The sequence below is a fragment of the Bordetella genomosp. 10 genome (genome assembly GCF_002261225.1).
Classification (GTDB): Bacteria; Pseudomonadota; Gammaproteobacteria; order Burkholderiales; family Burkholderiaceae_B; genus Bordetella_C.
In genome coordinates this window covers 786,287-798,890 of sequence record NZ_NEVM01000002.1, presented here as the reverse complement: position 1 = coordinate 798,890, position 12,604 = coordinate 786,287, and the positions used below count along the sequence as shown (strand labels likewise).

At 67.5% G+C, this 12,604-nt stretch carries 10 protein-coding genes; 2 read left to right on the top strand and 8 right to left on the bottom strand.

Annotated elements, in window-relative coordinates; translation table 11 throughout:
• Position 1: 1 nt before the first annotated feature.
• From CAL29_RS12910 to CAL29_RS12885, 6 genes are all read right to left on the bottom strand, one after another.
• Positions 2–541: a YaeQ family protein gene (locus CAL29_RS12910; RefSeq protein WP_094854059.1), complete on the bottom strand. Its 540-nt coding sequence runs from the start codon at positions 539–541 to the stop codon at positions 2–4.
• A 92-nt stretch (positions 542–633) separates the two neighbouring features.
• Positions 634–2,592 carry a dipeptide ABC transporter ATP-binding protein gene (locus CAL29_RS12905; protein ID WP_179284004.1) on the bottom strand — a complete coding sequence of 653 codons (1,959 nt, stop codon included), beginning with the start codon at positions 2,590–2,592 and terminating at the stop codon, positions 634–636.
• Positions 2,593–3,471, bottom strand: a complete 879-nt coding sequence (locus CAL29_RS12900; RefSeq protein ID WP_094853411.1) for an ABC transporter permease — start codon at positions 3,469–3,471, stop codon at positions 2,593–2,595.
• Positions 3,468–4,412, bottom strand: a complete 945-nt coding sequence (locus CAL29_RS12895; RefSeq protein WP_094853410.1) for an ABC transporter permease — start codon at positions 4,410–4,412, stop codon at positions 3,468–3,470. The genes CAL29_RS12900 and CAL29_RS12895 overlap by 4 nt, the downstream gene beginning before the upstream one ends.
• 72 nt (positions 4,413–4,484) lie before the next feature.
• Complete coding sequence (locus tag CAL29_RS12890; RefSeq protein WP_094854057.1) at positions 4,485–5,999, bottom strand: ABC transporter substrate-binding protein; 1,515 nt, start codon at positions 5,997–5,999, stop codon at positions 4,485–4,487.
• 54 nt (positions 6,000–6,053) lie between these two features.
• Complete coding sequence (locus CAL29_RS12885; protein WP_094853409.1) at positions 6,054–7,682, bottom strand: gamma-glutamyltransferase family protein; 1,629 nt, start codon at positions 7,680–7,682, stop codon at positions 6,054–6,056.
• Positions 7,683–7,941: 259 nt separating this feature from the next.
• Here CAL29_RS12885 and CAL29_RS12880 point away from each other — a divergent pair, with 259 nt between their 5' ends.
• Positions 7,942–8,832 (top strand): LysR family transcriptional regulator, encoded by an 891-nt coding sequence (locus CAL29_RS12880; protein ID WP_094853408.1) that lies wholly within the window; start codon positions 7,942–7,944, stop codon positions 8,830–8,832.
• Positions 8,833–8,957: 125 nt separating this feature from the next.
• On the opposite strand, the gene CAL29_RS12875 is transcribed toward CAL29_RS12880, so the two are convergent.
• Both CAL29_RS12875 and CAL29_RS12870 read right to left on the bottom strand, forming a co-directional pair.
• The gene (locus tag CAL29_RS12875) at positions 8,958–9,296 is read right to left on the bottom strand and encodes a P-II family nitrogen regulator (protein ID WP_094853407.1); all 339 of its coding nucleotides are present in this window, start codon (positions 9,294–9,296) and stop codon (positions 8,958–8,960) included.
• A 32-nt stretch (positions 9,297–9,328) separates the two neighbouring features.
• Positions 9,329–10,963: an NAD+ synthase gene (locus CAL29_RS12870; protein WP_094853406.1), complete on the bottom strand. Its 1,635-nt coding sequence runs from the start codon at positions 10,961–10,963 to the stop codon at positions 9,329–9,331.
• 83 nt (positions 10,964–11,046) lie between these two features.
• Between CAL29_RS12870 and argH the strand changes: the two genes are divergently transcribed.
• Positions 11,047–12,480: an argininosuccinate lyase gene (argH, locus tag CAL29_RS12865; RefSeq protein ID WP_094853405.1), complete on the top strand. Its 1,434-nt coding sequence runs from the start codon at positions 11,047–11,049 to the stop codon at positions 12,478–12,480.
• Positions 12,481–12,604 lie beyond the last annotated feature (124 nt).

Below are 12,604 nucleotides of genomic sequence, written 5' to 3'. Positions count from 1 at the left end.
ATCAGCGCCAGATCTGGGGCGACACCGTCACCTCGCCGCCAGGCGCGGTGACGTACAGCTCGCCGTCCTGCACGTTCACGTGCAGGTCCATGGTGCGCTGGGCCAGGCGGCCCAGTTCCTGCGTCGCGGTGAACGGGAAATAGACCACGCTCAGGTTGCGCGCCCGCTCCACCTTGTTGCGGATGCCGTTCCACCAGATGTCGCTGGCGTGGCCGTAGCAATACACCACCACGCGGTCGGCGCGGCCGCTGGCCTTGAGCAGGCGGCGTTCGTCGGGCTGGCCGATCTCGATCCAGGACTGGATCGCGCCGGTCAGGTCCTTGCGCCACAGATCGGGCTCGTCGGCATCGCTCAGGCCCTTGGTGAAGGCCAGCGTCTCCTCGGCGTCGGCGTTCAGCGCGTAGGCCAGCAGGCGCACCATCAGCCGTTCGTCCGTCTCCGAAGGATGGCGCGCCACGGTGCAGGCATGGCTGCCGTAGTAATGCCGGTCGCCGTCCGCGATGTGCAGATCGGCCTTGTAGATGGTGGCGCGTAATGCCATGAAATCGAATCCGAGAAACGCGACCGGCGCCAGCGGCGCCCGGTGCCGGCGCAAAGGCGCCATCATAGCGCCTTGCCCCGCCGCGCCGTCGGTCAATAGACGCCGACCGAGTGGCGCGCCACGTAATGCCCCGGCCCGACCTCCACCAGCGGCGCCACCACCGGATCGTCGCCGACCTTGCGCACCGGGCTGGGAATCTCGTCCACCAGCAGGGAGCGCTGCCGATGGCGGCGCTGCGGATCGGCGATGGGCACGGCGGCCATCAGCTTCTTCGTGTAGGGATGCTGGGGATTCTCGAAGATGGCGCGGCGCGGGCCGATCTCGACGATCTGCCCCAGGTACATCACCGCCACGCGATGGCTGATGCGCTCCACCACCGCCATGTCGTGGGAGATGAACAGGAAGGACACGCCCAGTTCGCGCTGCAGGTCCAGCAGCAGGTTGACGATCTGCGCCTGGATGGACACATCCAGCGCCGACACCGATTCGTCGGCGATCACCACCTTGGGATTCAGCGCGAGGGCCCGCGCGATGCACACGCGCTGGCGCTGGCCGCCGGAGAATTCATGCGGGTAGCGGCCGATCATCTCCGGCAGCAGGCCGCACTTGTCCATCAGCCAGCGCACCCGGTCCCGCGCCGCCTGGCCCTTGGCCGCGCCGTGGATCAGCAAGGGCTCCATGATGGAATCGCCCACGGTCATGCGCGGGTCCAGCGAGCCGAAGGGATCCTGGAAGATGAACTGGATGTGCCGGCGCAGGGTCTGCATGGCCGCGCCGCGCAGCGCGCCGATGTCGCGCCCGTCGAACTCGATGGAGCCGCCCTGGCTCTTGACCAGTTGCAGCAGCGAGCGGCCGGTGGTGGTCTTGCCGCAGCCCGATTCGCCGACCAGCGAAAGCGTCTCGCCGGGATAGAGATCGAAACTGACCTTTTCCACGGCGTGCACGCGCCGCTGCACGCGGCCCAGGACGCCGCCGGCGATGTCGAAGCGCGTGACCAGGTCGCGCACCTTGAGCACCGGGCCCTGCTCGCGCCGGACCGTGCTGGGCTGGGCGCCCGCCTGGATCGCGGACGATTCGGCCGATGCGGCCGGCGCGGCCGGCGCGGAAGCGGCAGCCGTGGCCGTCGTGCCCATGCCCGTATCCGCGCCTGCGCTCGCGGCCGCACCCTCCGCCTCCGCGTCGCCCACTTTCAGCAGCGGAAACGGCGCCGGCTCATCGGTGCCGTGCATCGCCCCCAGGCGCGGCACGGCCGACAGCAGCGCGCGCGTATAGGGGTGCCGCGGCTCGGCGAACACCTCGTCCGCCCCGCCCTCTTCCACCTTGTCGCCGCGGTACATCACCAGCACCCGGTCGGCGACCTCCGCCACCACGCCCATGTCGTGGGTGATGAAGATCACGCCCATGTCCATTTCCTCCTGCAACTGGCGGATCAATTGCAGGATCTGGGCCTGGATGGTCACGTCCAGCGCGGTGGTCGGCTCGTCGGCGATCAGCAGTTGCGGCTTGCACGACAGCGCCATGGCGATCATCACGCGCTGGCGCATGCCTCCGGACAATTGGTGCGGATAGCGGTCCAGCACCGATTTCGCTTCCGGGATGCGCACCCGCTCCAGCATGCGCAGGGCCTCGGCGCGGGCCGCGCCCGCGTCCAGCCCCTGGTGCAGTTGCAAGGCCTCGGCGATCTGCCGGCCCGACGTGAAGCTGGGGTTGAGCGAGGTCATGGGCTCCTGGAAGATCATCGCCACGTCCGCGCCGCGCACGCCTTGCAGCGTGCGCTCGGCGGCGGCGGTCATGTCCAGGACGTCGCCGTTGCGCCGGCGCAGGTGGATGCGGCCGTTGGCGATCGTGCCGCCGCCGTACTCCACCAGGCGCATCAGCGCCAGCGAGGTCACCGATTTGCCGGAGCCGGACTCGCCCACGATGGCCAGGGTCTCGCCCCGGTCCACGTGGAAGGAAACGTTGCGCACCGCCTCGACGGTGCGGTCATGGGTCTGGAAGCGCACGGTCAGGTCCTCGACCTGCGCCACGCGCCGCGTATCGATCATGGCCATTTACTTGTCCTGACGGGGGTCGAGGGCGTCGCGCAAGCCGTCGCCCAGCAGGTTGAATCCCAGCACCGCCAGGAAAATCGCCGAACCCGGGAATATCGACATCCAGGGCGCCTGCGTCATGAAGTTCTTCGCCGTGTTCAGCATGGAGCCCCACGAAGGATTGGGCGGCTGCAAGCCCAGGCCCAGGAAGGACAGGCTGGCCTCGGCGATGATGGCCGTGGCGATGGTGATGGTGGCCTGCACGATCAGCGGCGGCATGATGTTCGGCAGCACGTGGCGGGCCAGGATGCGCAGGTCCGAGGCGCCCAGGGCGCGCGCGCTCTGCACGTAGTCCTCGTTGCGCACCGCCATGGCCTGCCCGCGCGCCAGCCGCACGAACTTCGGCGCCGCCGAGACCCCGATGGCGATCATGGCGTTGACCAGGCTGGGCCCGAGGAAGGCGGCCAGCGCGATCGCCAGGATCAGGAAGGGAATCGCCAGCAGCGCTTCGGTGACGCGCGAAATGGCGCTGTCGGTCCAGCCGCCGAAATAGCCGGCGGCCAGCCCGAAGGGCACGCCCACGACCATGGCGATGACCACCGACGCCAGGCCCGCCATCAGGGACGCGCGGGCGCCGTAGACCATGCGGCTGAAGATGTCGCGGCCCAGCTCGTCGGTGCCCAGCCAGAATTTGGCCGAGGGCGCCTTGCGGATGGTCGAGAAGCTGGTCTGGAAAGGATCGTGGTTGGCGATCAGCGGCGCCAGGATGGCGACCGCCACGAAGAACAGGACGATCGCCGCGCCCACCATGGCGATGCGATTGCGCTTGAATTTGCCCCAGGCCCGGTTGCCGCTGCGAGGCGGCGTGCCGGGCGCGGCCGCGGCGGAAGATGCGCTCATGAATGCCTCAGACGGGGATTGACGACGATGTAGAGAATGTCGGCCAGCAGGTTCATCAGGATGAAGCCCACGGCGACGCACAGCACCACGCCCTGCACCACGGCATAGTCGCGGTTGAACACGGCGTCGACCACCAGCTTGCCGAAGCCGGGAATGGTGAACACCTGCTCGGTCAGCACGGCGCCGGCGAGCAGTTCGCCGAACAGCAGCGTGACCAGGGTGATGATGGGCATCAGCGCGTTGCGCAAGGCGTGGCGCAGGACCACGTTGCGCGGCGACACGCCCTTGGCGCGGGCGGTGCGCACGTAGTCGGCGCCCAGCGCCTCCAGCATGGACGAACGGGTGTGGCGCATCAGGTAGGCCGCCAGCGAGGTCGACAGCACGATGGCGGGCATCAGCATGGTCTTCATCGACAGCCAGAAATCCTCGCCGGGCGACACGTAGCCGGACGCCGGCAGCCAGCGCAATTGCACCGACACCACCATGATCAGGATGATGCCCAGCCAGAAATTGGGAATGGACATGCCCGACAGCGCCGCCACGTTGGCGCCGTATTCCGTCAGCTTGCCCTTGCGCACGGCCGCCAGGATGCCGGTGGGGATGCCGACGATCAAGGCCAGCACCATGGCCATGGCGGCCAGTTGCAGGGTCACCGGCAGCTTCTGGGCGATCAGCTCGGTGACCGGCACGTCGGTGCGCAGGGACTTGCCCAGGTCGCCCGTCATCACCTGCCCGACCCAGGCCACGTATTGCATGGGCAGCGGATCGTTCAGGTGGTATTTCTCGCGCAGGTAATTGAGCACGGCCGGATCGCGCTCCTCGCCGGCCAGGGTCAGCACCGGATCGCCCGGCAGGAGTTTTTGCAGCGCGAAGACGATGATGGACACCAGTATCAGTGTCGGTATCGCGACGATCACGCGGCGCAGGATGAGCTTGATCATGGGTCGGACCGAAAAATGCCAAACGCGCGGCCATCTTCCGGCCAGGGAAGACGCCGCGCGCCGGGACTTGCCTTACTTCGTGGCGAAGGAAACGCCCTTCAGGCGGATCATGCCGTCGGGATACGGCAGGAAGCCCTGCACCTTGCGCTGCATGGCGAAAGGCCACGGCTGGAAGTACAGGAAGGCGTCGGCCACGTCCTTGCGCAGGATGGCCTGGGCCTGGTCGTACAAGGCCTTGCGCTTGGCCTCGTCCGGCACCTTGCGGGCATCGAACAGCAGCTTGTCGACCTCGGCGTTGCAGTAGTGGCCGTCGTTCAGCTCGCCCTTGCAGCTCACGAACTGCGTGATGTTGCCGTCGGGGTCGGGACGGCCGGACCAGCCGCGCAAGGCCAGCTCGAAATTGCCGTTGTGCATCTGGCCGAGCAGCGCGGCGTAGTCGGTGGGCCGCAGGCTCAGCTCGATGCCGGCCTCGCGCTCCATGGCCTGGATCATTTCGGCGATCGCGGCGGTGGTCGTGTTGTTGCCGAAGGCGAGCTCCGCCTTGACCTGGGTCTTGCCGGCTTCCTTCAGCAACGCCTTGGCCTTCTCGACGTCGCGCTTGACCAGCGGGAACTTGTCGCTGTGGTACGGGCTGGCCGGCGGGAACGGCTGGTTGGCAGGCTCGAAAATGCCGCCGCCCACCACTTCGTTGATGGCGTCGCGGTCCAGCGCCAACTCGAAGGCCTCGCGCACGCGCGGATCGCGGAAGGGATTGGCCTCGCCGCGCTTGCCGTTGTTCGAGTTGAACACCACTTCCTGGAAGCCCAGGCCGGCCACCGACGAGAAGTGCAGGCTGCTGTCCTTCTTGACGTCCGGCGCGTCCGACGGGCTCAGGCGTTCCAGCATGTCCAGGCCGCCGGCGCGCAGGTTCTGCAAGCGCACCGTGGTGTCCGGGATGGGCAGGAAGGTGATGCGGCTGAAGTGGTAGTCCTTGGCGTCGTAGTACTGGTCGAACTTGTCCAGGACGATGCGGTCGTTCTGCACGCGCTCGACGAACTTGTACGGGCCCGAACAGATGGGCTTGCGGCCCACCGCGTTGGGATCCTTGGGATCGAAGGACGCCGGCGACAGCATCATGCCGGCGCGGTCGCTCAACTGCGCCAGCAGCGAAGCGTCGGGGCCCTTCAGCGTCAGCACCAGGGTATCGGCGTCGGGCGCCTCGACCTTCTCGACCGAGGCCAGCTCGCCCTTGCGGAAGCTGTCCGGCAGCGTGCGGGCGCGGTCCAGGTTGGCCTTGGCGGCCGCGGCGTCGAACTTGGTGCCGTCATGGAACACCACGTCCTTGCGCAGCTTGAAGGTCAGCACCGTGTTGTCGGTGTTCCAGTTCCACGACTCGGCCAGTTGCGGCACGATGTGCAGGCGCGGGTCGATGTCGACCAGCTTGTCGCACAGCGACGTGAAGACGATGCGGCCGACGTAGGTGCGCGCGCGATGCGGATCGAGGACGTCCGGATCCTCCTGCAAGCCGATGCGGATCTCCTGGGCCAGCGTCGCCCCGGAGGCCAGCAGGAGGACCGCGGCGCCGATGGCGCTTGCCAGTTTCTTCATATTGCCCATTCCCCTAGTCTAGTGTGCTGGTGTGATCGCCGGCGCGGGCGCCGCTCAGAACCCGACGGCCTGGCCGTCGCGGCGGCTGTCGCTGGCCGCCACGTAGCCCAGCTCGCGGTCGTTCTCCGACATGCGCCAGATGAACTGGCCCGAACCGAAGTCCATGTAAGGATCGTTCACGCTCTTGAGCGAGTGGCCCAGGTTCTTCAGCCCTTCCACCGTGGCGGCGGGCATGGTCGACTCCAGGTCCAGCGTGAAGTCGCGGTTGACCTTCCAGCGCGGCGCGTCGCACGCGGCCTGCGGGTTCTGATGATAGTCCAGCATGCGCGAGACGGTCTGCAAGTGGCCTTGCGGCTGCATGTCGCCGCCCATGACGCCGAAGCTCATGACGGGCTGGCCGTCGCGCGTCAGGAAGCCGGGGATGATGGTGTGGAAAGGACGATGGCCGCCCTTGACCACGTTGGCCGCCTTCGGGTCCATCGAGAAGCCGACGCCGCGGTTCTGCAGGCTGATGCCGGTGCCCGGCACCACCACGCCCGAACCGAAGCCCATGTAGTTGGACATGATGAAGGACACCATCATGCCGCTTTCGTCGGCGGTGGTCATGTAGATGGTGCCGCCGGCATGCGGACGGCCCGCGGCGAAGTGCGTGGCGCGGTCCATGTCGATGAGCTTGGCGCGCGAGGCCAGGTAGGCGTCGTCGAGCATCTGCTCGGGCGTCACTTCCATGGTGCGCGGGTCGCCGACGTACTTGTACAGGTCGGCGAAGGCCAGCTTCATGGCTTCGATCTGCAGGTGCTGCGCGCGCACCGAGTCCAGCGGCAGGCCGGCCTGGTCGAAATGGTCCAGGATGCCCAGCGCCATCAGGGCGGCGATGCCCTGGCCGTTGGGCGGGATTTCATGCACTTCGTAGCCGCGGTACTTGCGCGAGATGGTCTTGACGAAGTCGGGACGGTAGTTGCGCAGGTCGTCCAGCGTCATCGAGCCGCCGCATTCCTTGCTGTGCGCCACGATCTTGGCGGCGATGTCGCCTTCGTAGTAGTCGCGGCCCTTGCTCTCGGCGATGCGGCGCAGCGTCCAGGCGGCTTCCGGGATGCGGAAGTGCTCGCCCACGGCCGGCGCGCGGCCGTTGGGCATGAAGGCCTGGGCGAAGCCGGGCTGGTCCTTCAGCTCGGCCACGGCGGCGTCCCACTTGCGCGCGGTGATGGGCGGCACGGAATAGCCGCGCTCGGCGATCTCGATGGCGGGCTCGAACAGGGTTTCGAACGGCAGCTTGCCGAACTTCTCATGCAGGGCGGCCCAGCCGGCCACCGCGCCGGGCACCGTCACGCTGTCCCAGCCGCGCTTGGGCTGCACGGCCAGGCCGTCCGAGCCCGTGCCGTACTTCTTCTTGAAGTAATCGACGCTCCAGGCGGCCGGGGCCACGCCGGAGGAATTCAGGCCGTGCAGCTCCTTGCCGTCCCACACGATGGCGAAGCAATCGCTGCCCAGGCCGCAGGAAACCGGCTCCGTCAGGGCGATGGTGGCCGCGGCGGCGACCGCCGCGTCGATGGCGCTGCCGCCCTTGAGCAGCATACGAAGGCCCGCCTGGGCCGCCAACGGGTGCGACGTCGACACGATATTGCGGGCGAACAGCGGCGCGCGTATGGTCGGATACGGGTTTTCCCAGATGAAGTTCTTCATATGACGCTCGGCTAAAAGTAAATGGCGTAGGGGCAGACAAACCACGCAAGGTACACGCGTGATCTAATTAAATCAATTTGATTTTTTTTCGCGTCATACAAGAAAATTTTATGAGTCGTCGGGGAGGCGATTCGGGCGTCATGCCGCGCGGGGCGCGGGCAGCCGGCGCCGGCTCTCCGTACCCATCTCCGAATCGAGCATGCGCCCGAGTATGCGCCGCCCGCCGCCGGCGGGCCAACCCCGTATTTGCGAGTCCTTCATGAGCACCATCCGTTTCCTGCGCACCTTCGTCGCCGTCTCCCGCTACGGGTCTTTCTCGGAGGCCGCCGAGCGGGTGGCGCTGACCCAGGCGGCGGTCAGCTTCCAGATGCGCGCGCTGGAGGAAGAACTGGGCCGCGAGCTGTTCGACCGCAGCGGGCGGCTGGCCATCCTCAACGCCGCCGGCCGCGACCTGCTGCCCGAGATCAAGCAATTCCTGGATCTGTACGACCGTATCCGTTCCCCGCGCCGGCCCGGGCCGGGCGAGCTGGCGGGCTCCGTGGCCGTGGGCGCCATCGTGTCCTGCATGGGCCTGCTGTCCAAGGCGGTCTCGGCGCTCAAGCGCGAGCACGACGGCCTGGACGTGCGCCTGTTTTCCGGCAAGTCCAGCGAACTGGCGGGCAAGGTCGAGAACGGCGAGCTGGACGCCGCCCTGGTGGTGGAATCGGGCCGGCGCATGGCCAGCACGCGCTGGACCCCGCTCTATGAAGAACCGCTGGTGGCGATCGCCCCGCCGAGCGCGCCGGGCGACACCCTGCACGAACTGCTGGAGCGCAACCCTTTCCTGCGCTTCGACCGCACCCAGCGCACGGGCCTGCAGATCGACCGCGTGCTCCGGCGATTGAACGTGCACGTGCACGAGTTCCTGGAATTGAACTCGATCGAAACCGTGGTGGAATTGGTAAGACAGGAAGTGGGCGTGACGCTGCTGCCCCTGCTGAAGGCCGCGCAATGGGCGACGGCGCCCGACCTGCGCGTATTGCCCCTGCCCGAAGACATCGGCCCCGTCACCCGGGCCGTCGGCCTGATAGACCGGCGCGAACATTCGCGCCAGGCCATCACCGATTCAATATTCCAGCGCTGTGCGCAACTGCAAGATGAAAAGCTATAGCTATGGATAGCTATAGCTGTAGCTAAAGAACTCAAACCAATCGAGGACACCGCGGATCCGGGTCCCCCGGTCCGCCGGTGTCGCCCCCTTGGGGGGCCACGCTCCGCGCGGTACGGGGGGGCCTTCTACAGCGCTTCGTCGTCGGCTTCGCCGGTGCGGATGCGGATGGCTTGCTCGACGGGGCTGACGAAGATCTTGCCGTCGCCGATCTTGCCGGTCCGCGAGGCCTTGACGATGGCTTCGATGGCCGATTCGACCAGCTCATCCGGCAGCACCACTTCGACGCGGATCTTGGGCAGGAAATCGACGACGTATTCGGCGCCGCGATAGAGCTCGGTATGGCCTTTCTGGCGGCCGAAACCCTTGACCTCGGTGACGGTCAGCCCGCTGACGCCCACTTCGGCCAGCGCCTCGCGCACTTCGTCGAGCTTGAACGGTTTGATGATAGCGGTGACTTGTTTCACTTGAGTCCTTTCTGCTCTTTATTTATCGAGGCTCACACGGTTTCGCGAAAGCCGTTGGTGACAGGATAGCGCCAATCCCGGCCGAACGCCCGCGGCGTGATGCGCGGTCCCGGAGGGGCCTGGCGGCGCTTGTATTCATTGATGCGGATCAGGCGCACGACCTGCTCCACCGCTTCCCGCGGAAAGCCCGCGGCGACGATCTCGGCGGCCGATTCGTTGCGCTCCATGTAGCGCTCGACGATGCCGTCGAGGATGTCGTAGGGCGGCAGGCTGTCCTGGTCCTTCTGGTCTTCCCGCAGCTCGGCCGAAGGCGGCCGGGTGATGATGCGTTCCGGGATGATTTCCCGCTGCCGGTTGCGCCACACGGCCAGGCGGTAGACCAGGGTCTTGGGCACGTCCTTGATGACGGCGAAGCCGCCGGCCATGTCGCCGTACAGCGTGCAATAGCCGGTGGTCATCTCCGACTTGTTGCCGGTGGTCAGCACCAGCCGGCCCGTCTTGTTCGACAGGGCCATCAGCAGCGTGCCGCGCACGCGCGCCTGGATGTTCTCTTCCGTCGCGTCCACCGGCAGCCCGGCGAAATGCGGCGCCAGCATGGCCTCGAAGGAATCGACCACCGAACCGATGGTGATGACGTCGTACTGCACGCCCAGGCGCTTGGCCATGTCCTCGGCGTCGATCTGCGAAATGTCCGCGGTATAGCGCGACGGCATCATGACGGCGCGCACGTTCTCCGCACCCAGCGCGTCCACCGCCACGGCCAGCACCACGGCCGAATCGATGCCGCCGGACAGGCCGATGATGGCGCCCGGAAAGCGGTTCTTGCCCAGGTAGTCCCGCACGCCCACGACCAGCGCCTGCCACACCTGCGCCTCGGGTTCGGGCACGGCGACGGCGGCCTGCGGCGTGGCCGGGCGCACGTTGCCCTGCGCATCGACCAGCACGGACTGCACGTCCTCGGCGAAATCCGGCAGGCGCGCCGTCACCTGGCCGGCGCGGTCCATGGCGAAGGACGCGCCGTCGAACACCAGCTCATCCTGTCCGCCCACCATATTGGCGTAGACCACCGCGCAGTCGCCGACGCGCACGCACTCGCGCGCCACGCGCAGGCGATCGTCCTGCTTGCCGGTGTTGTAGGGCGACGCGTTGGGCACCAGCAGCACCTGGGCGCCGGCCTGGCGCGCGGCCGCCGGCGCGCGGTCGAACCACATGTCCTCGCAGATCACCACGCCGAAGGTGACGCCGGCGACCTCGAAGATCAGCGGCGCGCCGTCCGCCTTGAAGTAGCGCTGCTCGTCGAATACCGAATAATTGGGCAGCTCGCGCTTGCGGTAGGTGCCCAGCGTCTCGCCTTCGAGGAACACGCTGGCGGCGTTGTACAGCGACCGCCCTTCGCCGTCGACGTGGCCGACCACCACCCGCAGGCCCTTGAATTGCGCCAGTTCGCGGCGCAGGCCATCCAGTTCCCGCAGTTGCGCCTGCACGAATTGCGGCCGCAACAGCAAGTCCTCGGGCGGGTAGCCGGTCAGCACCAGTTCCGGCGTCAGCAGGATGTCAGCGCCCTGCCCGTGCGCCTGGCGGGCCGCCGCCAGCACGCGTTGGACGTTGCCGGACAGGTCTCCGACACAAGCGTTGATTTGCGCGATAGCGACTCGGGCTGTGCTCATTGCGGGGGATGCGGGAGGCTGAAAAGGAGGGATGAAATTATCGCATGCCGCGTTCGCGGGCGGGTTCTATAATCCCCCCCACTATGGCAAACACCCCCGCAAACACCTCGTCTCCCGCCCAGGACCAGTTCGCCAACAAGGCCCAGGCCTGGTCCGCCCGCTTCTCCGAGCCGGTTTCCGATCTCGTCAAGCGCTATACCGCCTCGGTGGATTTCGACAAGCGCCTGGCACGCCACGACATCCAGGGTTCGCTGGCCCACGCCGACATGCTGGCGGCCCAGGGCATCATTTCCGCCCAGGACCTGGCCGACATCCAGCGCGGCATGGCGCAAATCCTGTCCGAAATCGAGGCCGGCGGCTTCCAGTGGCTGCTCGACCTCGAAGACGTCCACCTGAACATCGAAAAGCGCCTGGTGGAGCTGGTCGGCGACGCCGGCAAGCGCCTGCATACCGGCCGTTCGCGCAACGACCAGGTGGCCACCGACATCCGCCTGTGGCTGCGCGGCGAAATCGACATCCTGCTCGACCTGCTGCGCCAGTTGCGCCATGCCCTGGCCGGGGTGGCCCTGGAAAACGCCGGCACCATCATGCCCGGCTTCACTCATCTGCAGGTCGCCCAGCCGGTGACCTTCGGCCACCACCTGCTGGCCTACGCCGAAATGTTCGGCCGCGACGCCGAGCGCCTGGCCGACTGCCGCCGCCGCGTCAACCGCCTGCCGCTGGGCGCGGCCGCCCTGGCCGGCACCAGCTATCCCATCGATCGCGAGCGCGTCGCGCGCACCCTGGGCTTCGACGGCGTCTGCCGCAATTCGCTGGACGCCGTGTCGGACCGCGATTTCGCCATCGAGTTCTGCGCCGCCGCCGCGCTGGTGATGACCCACGTGTCGCGCTTCTCGGAAGAGCTGGTGCTGTGGATGAGCCCGCGCGTCGGCTTCATCGACCTGGCCGACCGCTTCTGCACCGGCAGCTCCATCATGCCGCAGAAGAAGAACCCGGACGTGCCGGAACTGGCGCGGGGCAAGACCGGCCGCGTCAACGGCCACCTGGTCGCCCTGCTCACGCTGATGAAGGGCCAGCCCCTGGCGTACAACAAGGACAACCAGGAAGACAAGGAAGGCTTGTTCGACACGGCGGACACGCTGCGCGACACGCTGACCATCTTCGCGGACATGGCCGGCGGCATCAAGGTCAAGGCCGACAACATGCGCGCCGCGGCGCTGCAGGGTTTCGCCACGGCCACCGACCTGGCCGACTACCTGGTCAAGCGCGGCCTGCCCTTCCGCGACGCCCATGAAGTGGTGGCGCACGCGGTGCGCGACTGCGAACAGCGCGGCTGCGACCTGGCCGACCTGACCCTGGCCGAACTGCAGGCCTACAACGCCGCCATCGGCGAGGACATCCACCAGGTGTTGACGCTGGAAGGCTCCGTGGCCGCCCGCGACCACGTCGGCGGCACCGCGCCGGCGCGCGTGCGCGAGGAAGCGCAGCGCGTGCTGGACGAGACGAAGCCGGCCTGATTCCCGGATTTCACCTCGGGGCCATGAACAAAGGCACGCTGACGCGTGCCTTTGTTTTTGCGGGCTCGGTACGGTGCACGCTCCGCAAGGAAACAGGCCGCGGGTGGCGCCAGCATGCGGACGC